19 protein-coding genes are annotated in these 23,468 nt (G+C 55.2%); 4 read left to right on the top strand and 15 right to left on the bottom strand.

Annotated elements, in window-relative coordinates; genetic code table 11:
- Positions 1-2 precede the first annotated feature (2 nt).
- Genes thiM through thiE form a run of 3 tightly spaced genes read left to right on the top strand, consistent with a single transcriptional unit; the run spans position 3 to position 2,311 of the window.
- Entirely contained in the window at positions 3-800 is a 798-nt protein-coding gene (gene thiM, locus MKZ07_RS04770; RefSeq protein WP_341024793.1) for a hydroxyethylthiazole kinase, read from the top strand.
- Positions 801-827: 27 nt separating this feature from the next.
- Positions 828-1,655: a bifunctional hydroxymethylpyrimidine kinase/phosphomethylpyrimidine kinase gene (gene thiD / locus MKZ07_RS04765; RefSeq protein WP_341024792.1), complete on the top strand. Its 828-nt coding sequence runs from the start codon at positions 828-830 to the stop codon at positions 1,653-1,655.
- Complete coding sequence (gene thiE / locus MKZ07_RS04760) at positions 1,652-2,311, top strand: thiamine phosphate synthase (protein WP_341024790.1); 660 nt, start codon at positions 1,652-1,654, stop codon at positions 2,309-2,311. Before thiD ends, thiE begins: the two co-directional genes overlap by 4 nt.
- 155 nt (positions 2,312-2,466) lie before the next feature.
- Here the strand turns inward: thiE and MKZ07_RS04755 are convergent, their stop codons facing one another.
- Complete coding sequence (locus MKZ07_RS04755) at positions 2,467-3,027, bottom strand: GNAT family N-acetyltransferase (protein ID WP_076154092.1); 561 nt, start codon at positions 3,025-3,027, stop codon at positions 2,467-2,469.
- A 105-nt stretch (positions 3,028-3,132) separates the two neighbouring features.
- On the opposite strand from MKZ07_RS04755, the gene MKZ07_RS04750 reads away from it, so the two are divergent.
- Positions 3,133-5,034, top strand: coding sequence for an ABC transporter ATP-binding protein (locus MKZ07_RS04750; protein ID WP_341024788.1), 1,902 nt, complete (start codon positions 3,133-3,135; stop codon positions 5,032-5,034).
- 98 nt (positions 5,035-5,132) lie between these two features.
- Here the strand turns inward: MKZ07_RS04750 and MKZ07_RS04745 are convergent, their stop codons facing one another.
- The 14 genes from MKZ07_RS04745 to MKZ07_RS04680 all read right to left on the bottom strand — a co-directional run bounded on the left by MKZ07_RS04745 (position 5,133) and on the right by MKZ07_RS04680 (position 23,146).
- Positions 5,133-6,071, bottom strand: coding sequence for a hypothetical protein (locus MKZ07_RS04745; RefSeq protein ID WP_076154093.1), 939 nt, complete (start codon positions 6,069-6,071; stop codon positions 5,133-5,135).
- Between the two features lie 98 nt (positions 6,072-6,169).
- Entirely contained in the window at positions 6,170-6,865 is a 696-nt protein-coding gene (locus tag MKZ07_RS04740) for a pseudouridine synthase (RefSeq protein ID WP_036694400.1), read from the bottom strand.
- Between the two features lie 115 nt (positions 6,866-6,980).
- Positions 6,981-7,175, bottom strand: a complete 195-nt coding sequence (locus MKZ07_RS04735) for a DUF3934 family protein (protein ID WP_036694402.1) — start codon at positions 7,173-7,175, stop codon at positions 6,981-6,983.
- 148 nt (positions 7,176-7,323) lie between these two features.
- Complete coding sequence (gene asd / locus MKZ07_RS04730; RefSeq protein ID WP_036694403.1) at positions 7,324-8,409, bottom strand: aspartate-semialdehyde dehydrogenase; 1,086 nt, start codon at positions 8,407-8,409, stop codon at positions 7,324-7,326.
- 123 nt (positions 8,410-8,532) lie between these two features.
- Positions 8,533-9,762 carry a VWA domain-containing protein gene (locus MKZ07_RS04725; RefSeq protein WP_036694404.1) on the bottom strand — a complete coding sequence of 410 codons (1,230 nt, stop codon included), beginning with the start codon at positions 9,760-9,762 and terminating at the stop codon, positions 8,533-8,535.
- Positions 9,763-12,108 (bottom strand): DUF5682 family protein, encoded by a 2,346-nt coding sequence (locus tag MKZ07_RS04720; RefSeq protein WP_341024783.1) that lies wholly within the window; start codon positions 12,106-12,108, stop codon positions 9,763-9,765.
- Complete coding sequence (locus tag MKZ07_RS04715) at positions 12,105-13,208, bottom strand: AAA family ATPase (RefSeq protein ID WP_036694406.1); 1,104 nt, start codon at positions 13,206-13,208, stop codon at positions 12,105-12,107. Before MKZ07_RS04715 ends, MKZ07_RS04720 begins: the two co-directional genes overlap by 4 nt.
- A 78-nt stretch (positions 13,209-13,286) precedes the next feature.
- A complete protein-coding gene (locus tag MKZ07_RS04710) occupies positions 13,287-15,122 on the bottom strand; it encodes a HEAT repeat domain-containing protein (protein WP_341024779.1) in 1,836 nt (611 codons plus the stop codon).
- Entirely contained in the window at positions 15,119-16,954 is a 1,836-nt protein-coding gene (locus MKZ07_RS04705) for a HEAT repeat domain-containing protein (protein WP_341024777.1), read from the bottom strand. The genes MKZ07_RS04710 and MKZ07_RS04705 overlap by 4 nt, the downstream gene beginning before the upstream one ends.
- Before the next feature lie 14 nt (positions 16,955-16,968).
- Positions 16,969-18,414 (bottom strand): SWIM zinc finger family protein, encoded by a 1,446-nt coding sequence (locus MKZ07_RS04700; protein ID WP_341024774.1) that lies wholly within the window; start codon positions 18,412-18,414, stop codon positions 16,969-16,971.
- 431 nt (positions 18,415-18,845) lie between these two features.
- A complete protein-coding gene (locus MKZ07_RS04695; RefSeq protein WP_036694411.1) occupies positions 18,846-19,448 on the bottom strand; it encodes a response regulator transcription factor in 603 nt (200 codons plus the stop codon).
- Complete coding sequence (locus tag MKZ07_RS04690; RefSeq protein WP_036694412.1) at positions 19,445-20,584, bottom strand: sensor histidine kinase; 1,140 nt, start codon at positions 20,582-20,584, stop codon at positions 19,445-19,447. The genes MKZ07_RS04695 and MKZ07_RS04690 overlap by 4 nt, the downstream gene beginning before the upstream one ends.
- 166 nt (positions 20,585-20,750) lie before the next feature.
- Positions 20,751-21,818 (bottom strand): fatty acid desaturase, encoded by a 1,068-nt coding sequence (locus MKZ07_RS04685; RefSeq protein ID WP_036694566.1) that lies wholly within the window; start codon positions 21,816-21,818, stop codon positions 20,751-20,753.
- 116 nt (positions 21,819-21,934) lie between these two features.
- Complete coding sequence (locus MKZ07_RS04680) at positions 21,935-23,146, bottom strand: MFS transporter (protein WP_143804179.1); 1,212 nt, start codon at positions 23,144-23,146, stop codon at positions 21,935-21,937.
- Positions 23,147-23,468 lie beyond the last annotated feature (322 nt).

Raw genomic sequence — 23,468 nt, 5'->3', positions numbered from 1 at the left:
ATATGTCTTATCTGTCTAAAGTACGCCAGGCGAACCCGCTGGTGCATAATATCACGAATATCGTAGTCGCTAACTTCACAGCGAACGGGCTGCTGGCTCTGGGAGCCTCGCCGTTCATGGCCGATGCCATTGAAGAAGTAGCGGATGTAGCCGCCATGTCCGGGGCGGTTGTACTGAACATCGGCACACTGAATGAAGCCGCCATTGCTTCCATGATCGAGGCTGGAAAGGCTGCGAACAGTCACCATGTGCCGCTAGTGCTTGATCCCGTTGGAGCCGGGGCTACCGCCTACCGCACGGACGTTACGGCTAAGCTGCTGAGTGAGCTTCAGCTTACTGCGCTGCGCGGCAATGTGGCCGAGGTTGCCAATGTGGCCGGGGAGAGCTGGGCAAGCAAAGGCGTGGATGCCGGAGCAGGCGAAGGCGATGTAGTCGCTCTAGCCGTTAAAGCGGCGCAGAAGCTGAACTGCGTCGTGATTATCACCGGCAAGGAAGACATCATTACGGACGGAAAGCGCACTTACATTGCCAGCAACGGGCACTCCATCCTGACCCGGGTAACCGGAACCGGCTGTCTGCTAAGTGCTGTGGTGGGTGCATTCCTTGCCGTAAGCGGCGGGGAGGTACTTAAGGCGGCTGCCGAGGCCCTCTCCTTCTACGGCGTGGCAGCAGAGCTTGCTGCTGAGGAGGCTGAAGCCCAAGGTCCCGGCAGCTTCCAGACCTTGTTCCTGAATCAATTGTCATTGGTGACCCCGGAGCAATACAGCAGCCGCTCACGGCTGAAGCTGCTCGAAGCCTAAAACGCACACCGCAAAGGAGAGAACAAGATGACTAGCATACGCAAAGCGTTGACCATTGCCGGCTCCGACAGCGGCGGCGGGGCCGGGATTCAGGCGGATTTGAAGACTTTTCAGGAGCTGGGAGTGTACGGCATGTCTGCACTTACTGCACTCACCGCCCAGAATACACTAGGTGTCCAGGGAGTCTATCCGATGGAGCCGGAGACCGTTGCAGCCCAGCTGGATTCGATCGGCAGTGATCTGCCGCCGGATGCGATTAAGACAGGGATGCTGTTCAGCAGTGACATTATCCGCGTCGTTGCCAGTAAAGTGCAGCAGTACGGCTGGGAGCAGAAGCTGGTGATCGATCCGGTCATGTTTGCCAAGGGCGGCTCACAGCTGCTGCTCCAGGAGGCAGTGAAGGCGCTAATTACAAGCCTGCTTCCTCTCTCGCTTGCCATCACCCCCAATCTTCCTGAAGCAGAGATGCTGACGGGAATGAAGATTCACGGCAGGGAAGACCGGGAGAAAGCAGCAAGACTGCTGCATCAGATGGGACCCAAGTACATTATCTTGAAGGGTGGACATGACCCGTCTGGAGATGAGGCGGTGGATCTGCTCTATGACGGACGGGAATTCCAGTATATGTCCAGCCCGCGGATTGCGACGAGGCATACTCACGGAACCGGCTGCACCTTCTCAGCTGCGGTGACGGCAGGTCTTGCGCTGGGCCATTCCATGCCAGAAGCTGTCCAGACCGCCAAGGCCTTCATTCAAGCGGCGATTGAGGATAGCCTGAACATCGGGGCCGGGCAGGGGCCGACGAATCATTTTGCTTACGGGAACAGGATGAGATCAAGGGGGATAACGTTATGACACGGATTGACAACGAGGATATGCGCAGACTGCTGAAGCTGTACTTCATTATGGGCAGTGTGAACTGCCGCCGCTCGCCGGAAGACACTTTAACCGCTGCTGCCGATGGGGGCATTACTCTGTTCCAGTTTCGGGAAAAGGGTCCCTCTGCGCTTAAAGGTGCCGCTCTGCTCCGTCTAGGCCAACAACTCCGGCAGATATGCCGGGCCTATAACATCCCGTTCATCGTGAATGATGATCTGGAGCTTGCCGCAATGCTTAATGCCGATGGCATTCATGTCGGCCAGGATGACCTGCCTGCCCGGCTGATCCGTGAGCAGCTCGGTGAGCATAAGATCATCGGAGTCTCCGCGCATAATCTGACGGAAGCCCGGCAGGCCATCGCGGACGGAGCCGATTATCTCGGAGTCGGACCTGTCTATCCTACTACTTCCAAGGATGATGCCCAGGCCGTCCGGGGAACTACTGTCATTGAAGAGCTAAGACGAAGCGGCCTGACCATTCCCGTAGTGGGCATCGGCGGCATCACCCTGGAGAATGCTCCGCCGGTCATCCGGGCTGGTGCGGATGGAATCTCCATCATCTCGGCCATTGCCGGAGCTGAGGATATACACGAGACCACGCGGAGATTCGCGCAGCTCGTCGCTGCTCCTTAATTTTAAACCAGGCGCCCAGTCCAATTATGATCGGTTTTTCGATTACATTTGGCTTACGTGGCACGCCCAGTCCAATTATGATCGGTTTTCCGATTACATCTGGCTTATGTGGCGCGCCCAGTCCAATTATGATCGGTTTTCCGATTACATTTGGCTTACGCTCCCCCTCTATCCCCGCGTAATCTGCCCATAACAATTGTAGAATAGAATTGTCCATCGGCCAGCCGCTTGTCTCTGCGCAGGACACCTTCGACCTCGAAGCCCAGGCTCTCATAGAGCCGGATCGCCTTGTCATTCCTCTCCAGAACCTTCAAGCTCAGCTTCTCCAGTCTGATAGAATCCGCCCAGTTGATAGACTGCTCCAGCAGGCTCCGGCCGATGCCGTATCCCCAGAACTCCTGGAGCACTCCGACTCCGAACTCGGCCTGATGGGCCAGCCTGCGCAGCGGACTTCCTTCACATCTGGCGAAGCCCGCCAGCCTGTCCTGAACCCCGGCAACCAGAAACAGGTTCGTGCCGCTGGCCGTATCCGCCGCTATAAGCGACCGGAAGCCCTCCGGGTCGATGAATGCTTCCCCCTGAACCCGGTCTAAATTCTCCGTCTCCCCGTCGACCGTCAGTCTCAGCGCGGACAACTGCGGGGCATCCTGCGGCACGGCTGATCTCACCGTGTAGCGGAGTCCTTTGTTTTCATATTCCTGTGCATCTATAATCATTCTGTCCCTCTCCTCTCAATCTTAGGGCTGCCATTTAGTTCTCCAGTTCATTCCAACCTATCCAGTTTAGCATTTACATCCGGAAAATCCAGGCGTATAATGCCCATGACAGACATATTACAGGATTATTTTTACATATATAGTATCCCTAAAATTCAAGCAAAGCTGGTGACCCTATTGTCGAGAGGCTTCAGAGCCATAGGACCCGGAGGAGGCTTCGGGCATGGCAAATTAAAGTTCGATGAGGAGGAGGCAAAGCCGGATATATCCAAAGCGCTGCTATTACGCATCGTCAAGTATTTCGCCCCGTACTGGAAGCAGACTCTGCTGGTGATGACTGTATTGTGCATATCCGCAGTGCTGGGGCTGCTCCCTCCTATCCTGATTCAGCAGATCATTGACCGGGCGCTACCGGACAAGAATCTGCAGCTGCTCTTTCTGCTCGTTGCCGCCTCGCTGGCTACAACGGTAGTGTCAGGATTGCTGGGTGTGCTGCAGAATTATTTGAACTCTTTTATCTCCCAGAATATTGTCCATGATATGAAAAACCAGATGTACCGCCATCTGCAGAGCATGCCGCTGCAGTTCTACTCAGGTGTTAAGCAAGGCGAGGTCATCACCCGGATGACCAGTGACATTGCTGGGATTCAAGGCGTGTTCAACAGCACCATCGTCAATTGTGCCAGCAATCTGTTCATTCTGATCTCCACGGCGGCAACCTTGTTCATCATGAACTGGAAGCTTGCGCTGCTAGGTATCCTGGTCATTCCCTTATTCATCATACCCACCCGCAAAATGGGCAATGTGCGCTGGAAGCTGGCCAAAGAGACACAGGAGAAGATCTCGGAGCAGAATCAGATCATTGAGGAGACGCTCAGCCTCAGCGGGTACATGCTTATGAAGCTGTTCACCAAAGAGGACACCGCACTGGCAAGCTTCCGGACCGTAAATGCCCAGGCAACACGGCTGCAAATCCGCGAATCCATGGCCGGCCGCTGGTTCATGCTGGTCCTTACCACCTTCACCAGTATCGGGCCAATGATGATTTATCTGTACGGTGGATATTTATTCATCCAGGGAGAGCTGAGTGTCGGAGCAATTATCACCTTTGTGGCACTGCTGAGCAGATTGTATATTCCGGTTATGCAGATGACCAATCTCTATGTGGATGTGAACCGTTCGGTGGCGCTGTTTGAACGGATTTTTGACTATTTCGATATGGACCCGCTGATTGTGGATGCTAAGCTGGCTCTTCCAAGCCGCGTAGAGGGACAAGACATCGTCTTCGAGCAGGTGAATTTCGCTTACGCCCCGGATAAGCCCGCACTGAGCGGGATCTCCTTCACGGCAGCCGCCGGATCACTGACTGCCCTGGTCGGACCCAGCGGAGCAGGCAAAACTACCATTACCAACCTGATTCCCCGGCTCTATGAGCTGGATTCGGGTATGATCCGTATCGGCGGCAAGGACATCCGCGAGTTCACGCTGCATTCGCTTCGCTCGCAGATAGGCCTCGTCACCCAGGACACGTATCTGTTCAATGGAACGATCCGTGAGAATCTGCTCTATGCTAACGCTGAAGCCACGGAAGCCGAGCTGACGGCCGCCTGCGAAGCCGCTTATATTCATGATTTCATTCTGAAGCTGCCTGAGGGCTACAACACGGTCGTCGGCAATCGGGGTATTAAGCTGTCGGGCGGTGAGAAACAGCGGATGTCCATCGCGCGCGTACTGCTCAAGAATCCGCCCATTATCATCATGGACGAAGCCACCTCGTCGCTGGACACGGTATCGGAATATTACATCCAGCAAGCGATGCATGAACTGCTGCGCGGCAAGACCAGCATGGTCATCGCCCACCGTCTCTCCACCATCATGGCAGCCGACAATATTCTGGTTGTTCAGGACGGCAGGATTATGGAGTCGGGGCAGCACGCTTCCCTGCTGGCAGAGAATGGGGTATACCGGGATTTGTACAACAAGCAGTTTCAGCGGGAAGATTCATAAGCCAGCAGGCGCGGTCGTAGCTCATGAAAAAGGGATTCCTGGAGCAGCATCACCTGCCCCCCGGAATCCCTTCTCTTCTTGCCCGCGATCAGTGTGGCCTATCGCGTAGTACGCAGCGGCTTCAGCTTGTCCATCCAGCCGCTGATTTGTTCAGCGGTCTCCGTGCTCTGCAGCAGCCGTTGGTATTCATCCACATAGCCGCCGTAACCGGGAAGCTGTCCGGCCCACTCATGGAACTCTTCGAACCGCGTCAGCGCGATACTGCGCCGCCCGAGAATCAGGTAGGCGTTCAGCAGCTGCTCTAATGTCTGCTCGGACGGATTGTTTTTATACTCCTGCTCACTGAGCTGAAGCTGATCGACCGCGTATTGCTTGGTAAGCAGCTTATCTGGCACATAATTCGTCCCTTCCAGCTGATAGATGCCCATCAGCGCCGGACCCAGAGGAGATTGCCCCGGATAAGGGCTGGCCAGCAGATCCTCACTTCCATCCTGATCCACATCCTCATAATTCACGCTGAACAGATCGTTAACCGTTACCTGCATTGTTCCGTCGATCTCTTCGACCACAATAGACGCGTAAGCAGGACGGTTATCCATCAGACTGAACAAGAAGGTATTCCGGTTGTTCTGCACAACCGCTTCGGCCCAGAGCTGCTCCTCCTCATTCCAAATGTCGCCGCCTTCCAGGGTAAGCCCGGCCTTCTTGCTGTCAAAGACCATTTTGCCCTCCTTGACGATGGCGAACTGTGTATAGTTGAACTCTCCCTTGTTCCAGTAATATACCTGAAAAATCTGCCCGTTCAACTGAACCGCATCCATATGTACGAAGCCCGAATACTCATCCGCTATCTCAGGTGACACTTCCGCCAGCGCTGCGTCAGCCGTGTCTTCCTCCTGATGCCCTCCAGGTACTGCCGAGAGATCCGCTGCCGGGGAAGCGGCTGGCGCTGCGGACGGTTCTACTGATCCGCCACCCCCTGTTCTTGAGCAACCCGCTATAATTGCTAAGGCTATCAATAAGCTTATAATCCGCATGTGATCCTCCTAAATGTCGTGTCGTGGTAGCATGGCTTCCTAATATGCCCATCGCAGAGCAAGCTTCGGAAGCCTGTACCTTAGTATGTGAGTTGCGGTTAACCATCCAGTTGTGCATGGAGCTCCACCAGTTCTTCCTCCGTCAGCCGTCTCCACTGCCCTTGCGGCAGACCGCTGAGCGTGATATGCATAATCCGTATCCGCTCCAGGCGGAGCACACGGTAGCCCAGCGCCTTGCACATCCGGCGGATCTGCAGGTTCAGCCCTTGGGTCAGAATAATCATGAACTCCTTATCCGCGATCCGCCGGGTGAGGCATGGCTTGGTCCGGGTCTCCAGAATATCTACACCCGCTGACATCTCCGCCAAAAACTCTTCCGTGACCGGCTTGTCCACGCTCACCCGGTACTCCTTCTCATGACTATGCTCAGACCGCATCATCCGGTTGACAATCGACCCGTCATTGGTCAGGAGAATCAGCCCTTCCGAGTGCTTATCCAGTCTGCCGACGGCAAAAATCCGGGATGGATAGTTGATATAATCTACTATATTCCCTTCCACGTGCCGGGCGGCTGTACAGGTAATGCCTATCGGCTTGTTCAGCGCCAGATAGACCCGCTCCTCCCGGTCTGGAGTCACAGTAATTCCGTCTACAGCCACCGTATCTCCAGGCTCCACCATTGCTCCAGGCGCACATATCTTCCCGTTAATCGTGATCCTTCCGGCGGCAATCAGCCGGTTCGTCTCTCTGCGCGGATAGACGCCAGTCTCACTGATATATTTATTAATTCTCATGAAGTGCCCGCTTTCAGGTCCTACATATGAAAGAACACCTGATTCACATACAAATCAGATGTTGCTCCAACCTATAACCCTTATATTTGGTAATTATCAATGGGCAGATGTCCGCTTATTTAGCGCCTCCGGTTTTGCTGCTGCCGCTGCCACTCTTAGCTGGCTTGACTGGTTTGGCCCCTTTAGCGCCTGGACTTCCGGGAGGGCCGCTTTTGGCCGGCTTCACGGGTTTTGCTGTCTTATTCCAGCGGGTCCAGCCCTTGCTGCCTGTTCCTCTGCCTGTACCGCCGCCTTTACTTTTTGCCACAATATCACTCCGTCAATATTCAGTTTTCGCCGTACATTACTCTATCTTACCATTATTTCGGACGGATTGTCAGGTCCAACTGCAAACAGCCTGCGCGAAGGAGCCTCCGGCAGGCTGCGTAACGGGTATCCATCCAAGAGCATAGAATGGCTTATTTAGGCTGAATATATCCTTCGGCCTTCAGTAATTCAGCGATCAGTACCGCACCTCCGGCAGCGCCTCTTACCGTATTGTGGGACAAGCTGACGAATTTGTAATCGTACAGTGAATCCTCGCGCAGACGACCTGCGGAGATACCCATGCCATTCTCAATGTCACGGTCCAGACGAGTCTGCGGGCGGTTCTCTTCCTCAAAATACGTGATGAACTGCTTAGGCGCGCTCGGCAGACCGAGCTGCTGCGGACGCCCCTGGAAGCTGTTCCAGCGTTCCAGAATCTCTTCGCGGGAAGGCTTCTGCTCAAAGGAGGCGAAGACTGCCGCCATATGGCCGTCAGCAACAGGCACACGAATACACTGTGTGGTGATTACCGGCTGCGTGCTTGGGACAATCCCCTCACTAGTTACCTTACCCCAGATCCGCAGCGGCTCCTGCTCGCTCTTCTCTTCTTCTCCGCCGATGTATGGAATCACGTTATCCAGCATATCTGGCCAATCCGCGAAGGTCTTGCCGGCACCTGAAATTGCCTGATAAGTAGTTACAACTACCTTAGAAGGCTTGAACTCATGAAGTGCATTCAGGGTAGGCATATAGCTCTGAATGGAACAGTTCGGTTTCACGGCGATGAAGCCGGTCTCCGTCCCCAGACGCTTGCGCTGCTGGGCGATGACCTCCAGATGCTCCGGGTTGATCTCGGGAATCACCATCGGAACATCCGGTGTCCAGCGGTGTGCCGAGTTGTTGGAGATCACCGGAGTTCCGGTACGCGCATAAGCTTCTTCCAGCGCCTTGATCTCTTCCTTCTTCATATCTACGGCGCAGAAGATCAGATCCACATCCGCAGCCACTTCCTCCACCTTGGAGGCGTCTTGAACCATAATGCCTTTGACGGCTTCGGGCATAGGAGTGGATAGCTTCCATCTGCCTTGAACAGACTCCTCATAGGACTTGCCGGCTGAATTCGCGCTCGCCGCAATCGCTGTTACCTGAAACCATGGATGATTCTCCAAAAGTGCAATGAAACGCTGGCCGACCATACCGGTACCGCCAACAATACCCGCTCTGAGCTTACTCGACATAAGAAATTCATTTCCTTTCAAGCAGCGCCTAGCGAAAAGCGCTTTTTAATAACCGATTATAAAGGATAGCGGCATGTTACACAATATGTGATTATAAAGTAAGTGTTTCCTCTTCTAATGAAATTATCGCGTCATCCCGAGCCGCTTCGCCAGCTCACCCAGCTCCTGACCCTTCAGCGCCCCCTCCACCAGGACAGGCAGCAGTGCCGGAGTACAGGCGAAGCAAGGCGTTCCATCACGGGTGAGCTGGGCGGCCAGCCGTTCATCATAGGAAGGCTTGCCTTCATCGGAGAGAGCCAAGAGCGTCATCGTCCGCACCCCGGATTCCCGCAGCTCACGCATCCGCCGGACCAGTCCGGCCTGATTGCCGTTCTCATACAGGTCCGATACGATAATGAACAATGTCTTCTTCGGCTCCTCGATGAACTGCTCGCAATACTTCACCGACTTATGAATATCCGTGCCGCCCCCGAGCTGGATGCCGAAGAGCATGTCAACAGGATCATTCGCACACTGCTCTGTCAAGTCTACCACCTCGGTGTCAAAAGCAACGACACGCGTGTTCAGCGCAGGGATACTGGCGAAGATCGAGCCGATCACCGACGCCCAGATCACCGAGCTGGCCATCGAGCCGCTCTGGTCAATATCCACAATGACCGTCCATTCCTTGCTGCGGCGGGCCCGGTCGAAATAGAAGAAGCGTTCGGGGATTATCATCCGCCGCTCCGCATCGTAGTGCTTCAGATTGCGTTCAATCGTCCGTTTCCAGTCCAGCCCGCTGAGCGAAGGCAGCGGGGAATGCTGCCGCTTGTTGAGGGCTCCGGTAACCGCACGGCGGATATCGGTCTCCAGCAGCTTGACCAGCTCATCCACGAGCGCCTGAACGAGCATTCTGGCGGTATCTTTGGTTTTCTCCGGGATTTTGCCCTTGAGTGCCAGCAGCGTACCGACCAGCTGGATATCCGGCTTCACTGCCGCCAGCAGCTCCGGTTCGAAGAGCAGCTGCTTCCAGCCCTTACGCTCCATCGCATCGGTCTGAATAACCGAGACCACATCCTCCGGGAAGAAATTCCGCACATCCCCGAGCCACTTGGACAGGTTAATTGCGGCATGTCCCGAGCCTGCGCCTCTGCCCTTCGATGCGGCAGCGGCACTCCCTTCTGCCTTGCCTGCACCTGTCTCATTGTATATAGCCGCCAGCGCGGCATCCATAATCAGCTCTTCCTCGCTCAAGATCCGGCCGCTGCCCGGGCCGAAGCCGGGCAAGGCCTCTTCCGCGTCCTGCCCCAGAATCAGCCGCCAGCGTGTAAGGGCGCTGTTCTGGTTCTCCTCCTTCAGCTCTTCATCACCCATCTACAGATCCCCGAAGTCAAAATCATTCAGATCATCCAGCATTTTGGCTTCCTCCTCCTTCAGTTCTCCTGTCAGAATCTCGGCGGCCTGCTCTGTGTTCACGCCCCACAGCTCACCCAGCAGCTCGGCGATCATCGTCTTCTCACGCGGGGAGAAGGTGCTGAACGCCCGGCGCAGGAAGACCAGCGCACGCTTGAATTCCTCATCCTCCAAGGCGTTGATATAGTCATTCAGCTGTTCCCACAGGCTCATCCGCGACAGCAGCCCATAGCGGTTACGCATGGACAGCCCTTCGAACCAGCCTGCCCCGAGGTCCGCCGGTATTCCTGGAGACAAGCGGCGCGACACCTCCGCCGCAACCTCCCCGGCAGGAATGGCTCCACGCTCCATCAGGATCGCGCAGGCGAAGCCCGACAGCCGCGGGTTGCGGTCATCCCGCTGCGCCAGCTGCAGCAGCTCCTGCAGCCACAGGGCCGTATCTGCAATCTCGCTATGCTCCTGCGAGATGTTGTTCAGATCATTCATTGCGCCGATCATCAGCGCTGCTGCTTCATCATTGCAGCCGCTGGCATCCAGCAGGAACAGGCAGCCCCGGCGGAACAGCTCCTCCAGCAGCGGTATGAACGGGGCCGTATCCACCTTGCGGATGTCGCCATAGCCGATGATCTTGGCCAGCTCCCTGGCTGCCGTGGCAATCGAGACAACATCCCGGCTGTCTACCGCTAGGCGCTGCAGTACGCGGCTGCTCTCCTCCATCTGCGTGGTCATGGCACATTCGCAGGCGGTGACAATCAGCGCAGATGCCTCAGAGATGGAGCTGCATTCCAGCAGCTTCTCTCGCAGCACATAGGCTGCCGCCACTTCAATGGTCTCCCCCAGCAGGGTAGACTCCACAATCTCAATCTCTACCTCCGGCGCCCACTGGAGTATCCAGTGCTCCGCCCAGGTCGCCCCGGACTGGCCGCTCGGCACATTCCGGGCGAAGTGGATACCGAGCAGCTCCAGCCGGTGGAACAGCACAGAGCGGTGCAGATCGAGATAAGCCGCTTCACTGCTTGACACCCGGCGGTTCTCACGCAGATCCAGCGTCAGGTCGCTGGCTACGGTCGATCTGTACTTCTCCAGCTTGTAGCGCTTCAGCAGCCGGTTCAGGTCATCCTGAATCGGCGTCTGGCTGACGCCGTCGGCCAGCCTTCCGATGTTCGTGCCAACATCGACCCGGGCCAGCGAATCAGCGATAACAGCCAGATCCCCATGCCCGAGCAAGGTCTGCGCGGCATCCCGCAGATCACGCAGCGTAGGCGCGCTTCCGCCGTGCAGCGCAGCCAGCGACTCCGCGAGCCGCACCGCTTCAATGACTTCAGCCGTGGAGCGGTGCGTCCCTGCTCTGCGCACCATCCGGGCCACAGAGGAGAGATAGAGATGGGGCAGCTCCTCAGAGCGGCCGGAGGCCATCAGCTCCCACATCATCTGGAAGTAGTGCGGAGCCGCATTACCCGCACCGTAGCCAGACATGGTAGAGAGCTTATAGTAGGAATAAGGCATCAGCGTCAGCTTGGTAGAGCGTGCAGGCAATGACGCCAGCTCCGCATCGCTCATCCCCTCCGAGAGATCGGCCAGCGCGGCGGCGTGGTATGCACCGCAGATCACAACAATCTTCTCCGGCAGATGCCCTTCGTCAATCTTGAGCTGAATCTGCCGCCGCATATAAGATTCTCGCAATGCGTTATATGCATATTCCCGCGGCTGCTCTGCGCGCTCCGTGGACTCCGACAGCTCCCGCATCTGTCCTGAGAAGGCCAGTATCGCGGCCCGGTAGGCACCGCTGCTGGCGTTATGCTCGTAATTACGCTCCCAGTACATATCATAGTCATGCTCACCGGCGAGCCGGGCAATCCGGCTGTATACGGACTCCGGCTCACGGACTTCCTCTTCCGTCGGTTCCCCCTGTTCCTCAGCCACAGGCTTCAGCTCCGGGCGTCCGCCGGCATCCTGCCGTAACGCATCCTGCAGCCCCAATGTTACAGAAGAAGGCAGGTCGATGAACTCTGCCTGTGCTCCATGCTCCTGCGCCCATTTCATCCCCTGATATTCCGGGGAATACACAGCGAACGGCCAGAGCACCGTCCGCACGGGGAGATCCTCGGTGAAGGCCAGAATAGCTACCGGCGGCTTTGTTACCGCATGGGTTAAATGACGGATCTCTCCGCTTGCATCACTCGGCCCCTCAATCAGCACGGCGGTCGGCTGCAGCTCGTTCAAATATTCCAGGACATGTCTGGCACCGCCCGGAGACAGATGCCGGACTCCGAAGACATGAACACCGGCAACCGCTGCCCTGCTCACTCGTTCATCTCCTTGCAGGCTTGATAGAGTCCGCGCCAGTCCGCTCCTTTTTTCTTCATTACATTATCCAGATATTCCTTCCACACCAGCTTATCCTTGTCGTCATCCTTGACGATCGCCCCTTGGAGTCCCGCTGCCAGATCCTCGTCGGTCAGTTCTCCGCTCCCGAAGCTTGCCGCCAGTGCCATGCTGTTCGTCAGCAGGGAGATCGCTTCTGCCGTGGAGATTACACCGGCTGGAGTCTTCACCTTCTCCTTCTTGTCGAGGGTCATGCCGCTGCGCAGCTCGCGGAAGATGGTGACCACCTTCAGCAGCGCTTCATCTGCCGGAACAGCAGCCTGCAGCTCATAGGAGGAGGCGATCTCACCCACACGCTTCTTCACAATCGACAGCTCCGTCTCAAGGTCCGATGGCGCAGGCAGCACAATGATATTGAAGCGCCGCTTCAGGGCAGCGGACATCTCATTGACTCCGCGGTCCCGCGTATTAGCAGTGGCTATAATCGAAAAGCCCTTGCGGGCACTGGTCTCCTTGCCCAGCTCCGGCACGGAGATCGTCTTCTCCGACAGAATCGAGATCAGCGCGTCCTGTACCTCGGAGGCACAGCGGGAGATTTCTTCAAACCGGGCAATACCACCGTCCTCCATCGCCCGCATAATCGGGCTCTTGACCAGCGCCTCCGGCGTCGGACCATTCGCCAGGAGCATGGCGTAGTTCCAGGAATAGCGCACATGCTCTTCGCTTGTTCCCGCAGTCCCCTGCACTACCATGCCTGAGTTGCCGTAGATCGCCGCTGCCAGATTCTCGGACAGCCAGGATTTCGCGGTGCCCGGCTCCCCGATCAGCAGCAGCGCCCGGTCAGTGACCAGTGTGGCAACGGCCATCTCGATCAGCCGGGTGTTGCCGATATATTTCGGGGTAATCACGGTCTTGCCCGCCTTGCCGCCAGTAATGAAGGTGAGGACTGAGCGCGGGGACATCTGCCAGCCGGCAGGAATACGTCCGCTATCCTCCTTGCGTAGAGCTTCCAGCTCCTCACGATACAGGATTTCAGCCGGCAGACGCATGTAATCCTGAAGCTGACCTTGTTCTGTTGACATGTACACCTCTCCTTTATATATCCCCGTCCATCCGGGACAATCTCTTCCGTGCCGGTGACACTAAGTATATTGCAGACTTTACTGCTTACTTACTAGCTGGTCCAGTATATATTCCAGCTGGCGCTTGGATTCATATTTGAACCGGGGGGCGATCTCCTTCACCCGGTCCACATAGCTGGCAGGGAAGCGCTCCATCATCTCGAACAAGTAGTGGTCAAAGGTATACAAATTGCGTACGTTGTTCTCTTCGAGCGCAGAGATCAGCAGCTCCAGCCGCTCCGTCTCAGGCAGTTCTGCCCTCTCCAGTCCTTTAAAAATATTCGCGAGACGGTCATACGTGTACCGTTTGAGCGTACCTTCCAGCTTGCCCCGCAGGTAATTCTGCACTCCCTGATGTCCGGGCCGGGCGAAGACACAGGCCAGATTCATGGCATCCTGCTTGATGGACCATTCCAGCCAGCGCGGGTCCCATTCCGCAGCAACCTCTTCAGCCGACATGATCCGCCTGTTATATTGTCTGACGCCCGAGGCATCCCAACGCACCTCATAGTCCCAGTACAGGTCCACTGCCTGCTCCTCGATCGTATGGATCAGCAATTGCGAGCGCTGAGCCGCCTGCTTGGCCGTCTGCCCGATCAGCTTGGTCTCCGTGAGGGTTCCAGCGAACCGGTCGAACATCTCCTGCGGGCTGACTCTCCGCTTGGCCGCATGGAAATAATTCGGCAGATACCGCACGCTGCGCTGCGCCAGCTCTGCGAGCTCTTCCAGCGCGGCGTTATCCGCTGATTCCTGCTTGTACCAGGCCGCCTGGTCAATCAGATGAATCCAGCCGAGGGAAGTATAACGGTTATACTCCTTAAGAACATAGCTATAAATGGCATCCAGTTCCGCACTCTTTGCCTGGCGGAGAGCCGCCATGAAGGGAGCCAGCTCATCCCAGGCCTTCTCGGTGATTTTCTTATCGGCACTCGTCTCCGGTGCGGCCGTAAGCTCATCCATGAATAATGCCGTAAGCCTCGCATAGACCTCTGCAGGAGCCCCATACGCCAGCACTGCGGCTAACATCTCACGGTCCTTCTTCTGGAGGAACACCTCAATGAGCCGCTCTGCTCCCTGTGCCGTTCCACCCGCCGCCAGCGCTGTGTAGGCGGCTTCACGGATGATTTTCTTTTTGTCGGCAGACCACTCCAGCAGGAGTGCTGTATATTCCCCATACTCTCCCAGACACTTCATGGCCGCTGCCCGGATCTCATCACTACCGTTCTCGGCTGCTTGAACAATAACGTCCAGGTGACTGGAAGCGCCTGCTTGGGCAATGACCTCCAGCTTGCGGACCTCGCTTCGCCCCCCTGCCGGGTTGAAGCTCTCCAGCAGGTATCCGGCGATCTCCGGCCCATAAGAAGGCAGAATATGATTCTTCGCATATTCTGCCAGCTCCGAATACGGGTCGTTCAGCGCTGAGACAGCCAGCGGCAGCAGACGCAGATCCTGAAAGACTCCTTCCTTATAGGCATCCAATACAATCTCATATCTGCCGCTTCCGGTAGTGGTGAGCGCTTCAATCACAGGCGCAAGCTTCCGGTAAGTCTGATTCGTCTGAAGAGTGAACTTCCGGACCGGCAAGAGTCCGGGCGTCCCATCCACGGTTGTCGTTCCCTGGGTGTACAGCACGGACTCCAGCAGCAGGGTATTCTCCTGCAACTGAATACCCGGGGCAGGACCGTCCAGACTACCCGGTTCAATCAGTGCAGTGATTCCCTCGCCTAGCTTCTTAAAGACCGGTGACCGCTCGCCTAGCTGCTGAAATTGCGGAAGCAGCCGCTTCAGACGGAAATCTCCGGCCGCCAGCTCACTTCCGGCAATATACAGTCTTCTGTATTCCTGATGCAGCTCCTGCAATAACGCTGTGCTCATGGATTGTCCTCCCTAAGTGAATTTAATTCGTTCATGATACTGATCAGGTGCTCCAGTTGCCGCTTGGCCACGAACGTGTACCTTGGCGCCGCAGCTTCCAGCCGGGAACGGTATCCAGCCGGCAACCGCTCCATCAGGCGGGTCAGCGAATTGCTGAACTGGTTCGTCTGATCGAATCTGCCGCTCTCCAGTGCAGACATAAGCAGCTCCAGGCGTCCCGGCTCAGGAACTCCTGCACGTTCAAGTCCAATGAAGATGTTAGGAAGAACCTCGTCATCTCTGGGCTGCGGAGGCACCTTCAGCTTCTTCAGCAGATATTCCCGCACTCCCTTATGTCCCGGCCGGGCGAAAGTGCAGACCAGATTAAGTGCATCCCGCTGGATAAACCAGTCGAGCCAGCGCGGGTCCCAGGCGGCTTCAATCTCCTCAGCGCTCATTCGATCGAAGGTATCCTCAGCCTTGTAGTAGTACCGTGGCTTAGGGTTAATAATCACCCGGTCCAGGATGTCGATCAGAAACTGTTCCCGCTGCGCGGTATCCTTCTTCATGAAGGAGAGCAGCCTTTGCTTCAATCCCCCGGCGAACTGGTTATACAGCTCCTGCGGAATCATCATTTTACGGGCCGCCCGGAAATAATACAGCAGATAGTTGTAGTCACGCTCCGCCAATAACTGCAGCTCCCTGAGGCTGGAATCTGTTACTGTCCACTCCTTGTGCCGCACTGCCTGAATGATAAGCTGCTTCCATCCCAGCGACTGGAAGCGGTCATATTCGCTGATTACATAACTGTAGATTTCATCAAGCTTGCTGCTCCGGGCACTAAACAGCGCCCTCATGTACTGCTGGATCTCCGCCCAGACAGCTTCCGTCTGCTGCGGGTCTCCATTATTCTGCGGGGCCTGGCGGAGCTTCACCATGAACAGGTCGGCCAGCTTCTCCGCGGCCAGCGCAGCAGGCAGGTTCGCAAGCACCTCGGCAACTATCTCACGGTCCTTCCCCGCACAGAAGGCTTCGTAGAGCCGCTCCGCTCCCAGTTCACTCGCGCCGGCCGCCAGCGCCGTGTACGCTGCTTCACGAATCGCCTTCTTCTTGTCAGCCGACCATTCCAGCAAAGCGGCTGTATATTGCTCATCCCCTGCCAAGCAAGCGATAGCAGCAACCCTGACCTCATCGCTGCCGCTCTCTGCAGCCTGGAAGACCGTATCCAGATGCCTGGCGGCACCTGCCTTGGCGATGACCTCCAGCTTGCGCGCCTCGCTCCGCTCGCCTGCCGGATTGAAGCTCTCCAGCAGGTAGCCGCTAATCTCCGGCCCATACGAAGGAAGAATATGCTCCTTCACATAGTCCGCCAGTTCCGAATACGGATCATTCAGCGCTGAGACCGCCAGCAGCAGCAGACGCAGATCCCCGAAGACGCCTTTCTGGAAGGCATCGACCACGATCTCATATCTGCCGCTGCCCGTCGTGCTGAGTGCCTCCAGCACAGGCGCCAGCTTCCGGTAAGGCTGAGCAGTCTGAAGCGCGAAGCCCCACACGGGCAGAGGGCCTGGGGTTCCTTCCACAGCTGTTGTCCCTTGGGTGTACAGCACGGACTCCAGCAGCAGAGTCTGCTCCTGCAATAGAACGCTGGGGGCAGGCCCGTCAGGACTGCCGGGTTCAAGCAACGCTGCAATGCCTTCACCGAGTCTCTTGAAGACCGGTGACCGCTCACCGAACTGCTGAACCTGCGGAAGCAGCCGGTTCAGGCGGAAATCTCCCGCTGCCAGCTCGCTTCCGGCAATGTACAATCTTCTATACTCCTGATGAAGCTCCTGTAGTAACGCTGTGCTCATAGACACGCCTCCTGTCAGTACAGCAGTCGAATGACCTCTTCGTCCATAAGAACACTAAGCGGCTGGGCACGCAGACGTCCCTGGTCCAGGTCATGCTCGAACATGACCAGAACCGTGCAGTCCTCGCGGGCTCCCGCCGGAAGGAATGGCAGCAGCCCTACTGTGCCCTGCGGGACCGATGGGATATCCTCCAGGAGCAGCCGTGTTCCTTCCCCGTCGGTCAGGACATACTGGCCGTTCTCAGTAACGCCCAGAGATGATGCATGCAGCAGCATGACCGGCTGCTTGTCGCTCAGCGGGTTCTTGATCTGGTTCTTCACCTTCTTGAAGACTTCTGAATAAGAACGGTGAGCCATGGCGGCCGCCCGCTCAAGATCAGTACCCTGCACCGGTCTTGAAGACATGGACTCGTACCGGATACGGGCATTCATGTCCCCTGGATAGGTGTACAGCTGAGGAACCACGGCAATGTCGAAGAAGCTGTCTTCCTCGCGCATCAGCTTCGCCGCCTTGTATGGGCGGTAGTTAAAGGTCCGGCGGATCTCACCGCCTTCCGCAGAGAGATCCAGCCAAAAGCCAAGGTCTACGAACTCCTGGCGGGCAGCATCGTTGTAGCTGTAGAAGGATAACTGCAGCAGCTCCGCCCCCTCCTTCACCAGACCATATTCCTTCAGCTCGCTAAGCTGCCAAGCATGGCCCAGCCATTCATCAATAGTGGATTCGTGATCGAGCGCAAGCTCCGGGTCCTCGCTCCGGGCCTGGAGATACGCCCGGCCCTTCTTGATAAATGCGTGTAGCCGTGTCAGCTGCTCCACCGCATATGTATAGTTCTGCTCCTGATCCTTGCCGCTGGACATCAGATTCGCGAAGCGGCGCAGCTCGATCTGGGCCCCGGACAGATAATAGTTCCCGAGCTCCTTCACATGCCCCTGAAGCGTCTTGGCCGCAGACTTGTCAATCGTGGACAGGCCACTGCGTACGAAGGAGAGCACCAGCTTCTCCAGCAGATCAAGCCCTTCGAGCTGTGCGTTGATTTTTTTCTTCAGGGCGGATTTGTTAACCTTCTTCGGCTTGGGGTCTGCCCCTTCTGCCGCCTGCTTCACCTTGTTCTCTTCCCGCTTCTCCGCCTTCTCGCGCTTCGATGCAATGTCTTCAGGAACCGGGGCAGGCGTGAACGTCTGGCCTTCGGTGTAGGCATAGAGCAGACCTAATGCGTGCTTGCAGGGGAATTGGCGGCTGGGGCAGCTGCAGCGGAAGACCGGGCTGTCTGGTGCGATGAAGTCCACTGAGCACTCATAGGGCGTTTTGCCGCTTCCGGCACATTTTCCGAACAATAGTTCTCCGTTCTCCGACTGATGGAGCTCCACAAAGCTCTTCTTGCGGACCAGCCCCTGGCCGTTCTTGATCGCAGCAGCATTAGGTGCAAGTGAATCGACGTACGTGGATGTTAGCTCTGGCAAATTAGATTCCTCCCGGCTGAATTAGGATGTAAGCAGAATGAATAAACGTGCATACGGGGCACAAGTATTCATTACCCAACTTCACATAAAACGACTACAAATATCATCACAAAACGACTACAAATAAGATCACATGTTTGCATTTATATTAACAAATCTTGGCGTCCGATCCAATAGAGTAACCGCTTTCAGATAGAAAATGGGTGATAGGTCCTAGATTCACTTCTAGTCAAGCTCTGTTCTAAGCGATATATGTACACTCTATATTCCAAGTGGAAACAGCATTGCCGTCCTTTTAAAGGACGGTACCGTTTCAGCGAGAAATAGAAGGATAATTTATTGTGTGCAACATATAAATTCTTATATTTGAACAAAAAAAACGGCCAGCCCTCATAAGACAGCCGCCGTTCCTGCTTCCCCGCAGGGATATTTTATTTGAACCAGCCTTTCTCCTTAAAGCGTGTAATCGCCTCGATCCGGTTGCCTACATCCAGCTTGTCCAGAATGACCGAGATATAGTTGCGGACCGTTCCGGTGGTGATATAGAGCTGGCTGGCGATCTCTTTCGTATTCTTGCCGTCTGCGATGAGCCCCAGCACTTCCTTCTCCCGCTCGGTCAGCGGATTTGCTTCCTTGCTGTAAGCCTCATCCATCAGCTCTGGCGCGTACATGCGCTTGCCGTCCATGACACTGCGGATCGACAGCGCCAGCTCTTCGCTCGGACTGTCCTTAAGCAGATAGGCGTCGACTCCGGCCTTGACCGCACGCTCGAAATACCCTGCCCGGGCAAAGGTGGTCAAAATCATGATTTTGCAGCTTTCCCCCTTCAGCGCTTCTGCCGCTTCCAGACCCGTCATGGCGGGCATTTCAATGTCCATAATACAGATATCCGGATGCAGTTGCTTCACCAGCTTCACGGCTTCTTCCCCGTTGCCCGCCTTACCGACCACCCGCATATCTTCCTCCAGGTCCAGCAGAGCCGATAGTGCTCCCAGCAGCATCCGCTGGTCTTCGGCTATCACGATTGATATCATTGCGCATTCACCTCCATGTCTGGCTGCTGCGACGCATTCGGCACCTTAATCACCAGTGTAGTTCCTTCATCCTGGATCACTTCCATCGAACCGTTGACGAACTCCAGCCTCTCCCTCATACCCTGCAGGCCATGCCCTTTATGATATAGCTTGGTCCCCTCAATTCCTCCGCCATTGTCCTTCACCTTGATGAGCAGATCGGTCCTCGAGGATTCAATCTGAATCCGGCAGAGTGAGGCCCCGCTATGCTTGACCACATTCGTTACCGCCTCCTTCATACACATGCTCAGCACGTTCTCGGTAATCAGCGAGGTCTGGGTTAAATCGGTGTTACCTTCCAGCTCATAATCAATCCCGGCAGCCTGAAGGAGCTGGCGGACCCGCACCAGTTCATCCTCCAGCCGGATGCCCCGCATCTGCGTAATCATCTCGCGGACTTCCTTCAGCGCACTGCGGGCCGTCATACGGACATCGTTAATTTCGATGATAGCCTGCGCCGGATTCTTGGTAATCAGCTTGCCCGCGAGGTCACTCTTCAGTCCAATCAGCGACAGTCGCTGCCCCAGCGTATCATGTAAATCACGGGAGATCCGCTGACGCTCCTCCATAATGCCCAGCTCAGAGATCCGTTTGTTGGCATCCTCCAGCTGCCCCTGCAGCTTATCCTGCCTGTTGCGGTTATACGTTGTGACCGGAAGCAGTACCACCGCAATGATACTGACCAGCACGAAGGGAAGCTGCGAGAGGAATACAGGATTGCGCATAATCAGCTCATAGTTAATCGCTACAATAGTCGTCAGCAGATGGATCGGATATAGGGTGAAGAAGGCTGCTCTTTTCTGAATATTCCCGATAAAAAAAGCCAGAAATAACGCAAAGTACATATACCCGAACAGCAGCGTCATCGTAATCGAGACCACCATCTGCACACTGGTCCAGAAATAGACCACCCAACCCCTCGACTTAAACGACAGCACGTAGCAGCCGAAGAAGACCATAATCATCAGGATGCCATACACCCAGCGGTCCGCCGTGGAGGAACGGAAGATGAAATAAAATGGGAGAATGTAAAAAACAACCCATACATAAGGGCTCAGTCCCGTGCTTTTATGAAAAATATGATGCCACTTCTGCATGTTAGCCATCCTTTTTGCCAGCAAGTTTATACCCCCATTTTAACATAAACCAGCCTACGACCGGCAACTTCCTTCACAGTAACCTGTGTATATTCTAAAAAGAAAGACCAGACCCGGCATCCTGCTCCCCGGATCTGTCTTTCTGCATGTTATCATGTTATCGCTTCTATTCGCTCTGGAATCCCGGCTTGATTACCTTAAGGACATCTGTGACGGCAGGCTCGTTCTGGCGCAGCCGCTGCTTCAACTGCTTGAAGCTGAGGAATACCTTATGCTCCTCATCCCAAAGGCGGTATTTCAGCGCTTCAAGACTGGTGCTGAGTGTAATGGTGGTTGCCTTTTGCAAGGGCGGGCTGGCATTGTGGGCCAATTCCAGATTGTAATTCGGCACCTTCGGGCTCAAGTGATGCACATGGTGAAATCCGATATTGCCGGTAATCCATTGCAGTACCTTCGGCAGCTTATAGTAAGAGCTTCCTTCTACAGCGGCGTTCACATAGCTCCACTCTTCATCATGCTCGAAATAGGTATGTTCAAACTGGTGCTGTACATAGAAGAGCCAGATGCCGAGGAAGCCGGATACGAATACGATTGGCAGCTGCACCAGCAGGAACGCCTGCCAGCCTATGAGCATAATAATCCCGGCGTACAAACCGACAATGGACACATTGGTCAGATACGTATTCATCCGTTCCTTGCGTCTTGCGCCTTTGGCATTGAACCGGTACTGGATAAGGAAAACAGCAATCGGTCCGATGACGAACATTACCAGCGGGTTACGGTAGATACGATAATAGAGCCGCGTGAGCGGCTTGGCAGCCACATATTCATCCACTGTCATGATCCAGATATCCCCGATGCCTCTTTTGTCGAGATTGCTGCTCCCGGCATGATGAATCGAATGACTGTGCTTCCACTGACGGTAAGGGACCAAGGTAAGCACGCCTGTGATGGTGCCAAGAATATCATTGGCCTTACGGTTCTTGAAGAACGACCCATGGCAGCAGTCATGAAAAATAATAAAGGTGCGGATGACAAAGCCTGCAGCCGGAATAGCGAACAGCAGCGTCAGCCAGTAGGACACGGATAAGCTGAAGTAGGCGGCAGTCCAGAGCAGCACCAGCGGCCCAAGCGTATTAATGAGCTGTTTTATGCTCGTGTTGCGGTCTGTTTTCTCGTAAGGGGCTACGCTTTTCTTCAATGTAGAGAGCTGGGGTATCTGGTTGTTGGTCATCGGGATCGGTTCCTCCTCGGATGCATCCATTCAAGGATACTTCTTATATTTACAGTATAAAGAAAGAAGTGTCATCCCCGTAAGTCATAAATATCAACTCTGATATATGACAAATGTCATACTCGGCTCTGAAGTGCTTCTCTGCCCGCCTCCTTCGTTCTGAGCAGCGGCAGCATAATCAGCACCGCAATCATGAAGAGTACGCTGCTCCCTGTGAAGACTGTGGATAAGGAGAGTATACCTTTTGCATAGCCGGCTACAGACATTCCGATCACCATGAAGCCCATGAACATCGGCCCCATAATGCCGCCCACCCTGCCCATATAAGCAGTGTCCGTATGACGGAGCAACAGAGTATTGATACCGATATGAATACAAGGGTAAAAGAAGCCGCTAACCGTCTGGAGCGCCAGCGTCAGCGCTGTATGATGCGACCAGCCTACTCCTACCGTTGCGGCCGCACTGATCAGCAGGCCTAGGGATAACATTGTCTGCGGCTTCATAGTTTTGCCTTTACTCATAATAAACATTCCGCCCAGCAGCATCGCCGCTCCATTCGCCATCATTACCCACTGCAGGAAGCCTTTGTCTCTGCCCAGATTCTCCATAATGATGAAGACGCCCAGCGGCTGAACCAGTCCGGCGGCAAGCCCGGCGAAGGCAAAGGTTACTCCAAGGTTCTTCAGCACCCGGCTTGCACGCACATAATTCAGTCCGGATAGCATCTCCGTCAGGAACCCGCTGCGGGCCTGTCCGGTCTCCTCCATCCGGTCAGCGGGCAGCTTGACCAGAATGAGCGCCGAGCCGATGAACATCCCGCCCATCACAGCAAGTGAGGCCTCAATGCCGTAATGACTATAGATGAAGGTGCCGATAACCGGACCAATGACCATGAAGAACGCCGTAAGCGACTGAAACATAGCCATTACACTTTGCAACTTCTCTTCAGGCACATGCTGCTTGAGCAGCTTCATCGCCGAGGGCTGTGAGAACTGGGACAGGATAGCCGACACCAGCGTTGCGAACAACAGGGCCCGCCATGAGCCTGACATGACCACCAGCAGCACAACAAAGATTGAGCAAGCGGACAACAGATCGCTAACAATCATGGTCCTTTTGGGCCGCCAGCGGTCTGCGAAGGTTCCTCCGATGATCGCGAACAGAAAGAGCGGGCCGTATTCAGCCACCGAAATGAGCGAGACATAATAAGGATCATTCTGCGTAATCTCCGTCACATACAGCAGAATCGCAAAATTCCGCACCCACACCCCGAGCTGCAATAGTACATTCGACAGCATAATAGTCCGTACATACTTGTTACTTAACACGTTAACATCCTCCATTATTCAAAATAGACTAAATAGATATGTATCTAATATGTTTACTAATATATAGACTTTAATTATATTTGTCTAGTTATTTATAGATGTTATTCTATCTGTCTATTTTTTACCGAATTACTGCTTTCTATTTTCGCAATAGAATTTATAGGGCATTCTACTTGTGCTTGGGTGTTGTTTCGTATCCTGCTTAAACGGCGGAGCGGACGGAACGACCCGCGTAAAAGCGAAAGAGGCTGCCTTTGTGCCCGGCTTTTCACCGCTAAAGAGAACAAATAAAATCTGGGGACAAGAGCGTTTGGGACAAACC

The sequence above is a fragment of the Paenibacillus sp. FSL P4-0338 genome (assembly GCF_038002365.1).
Classification (GTDB): Bacteria; Bacillota; Bacilli; order Paenibacillales; family Paenibacillaceae; genus Paenibacillus_AQ.
This window is presented reverse-complemented; position numbering and strand designations above follow the sequence as displayed.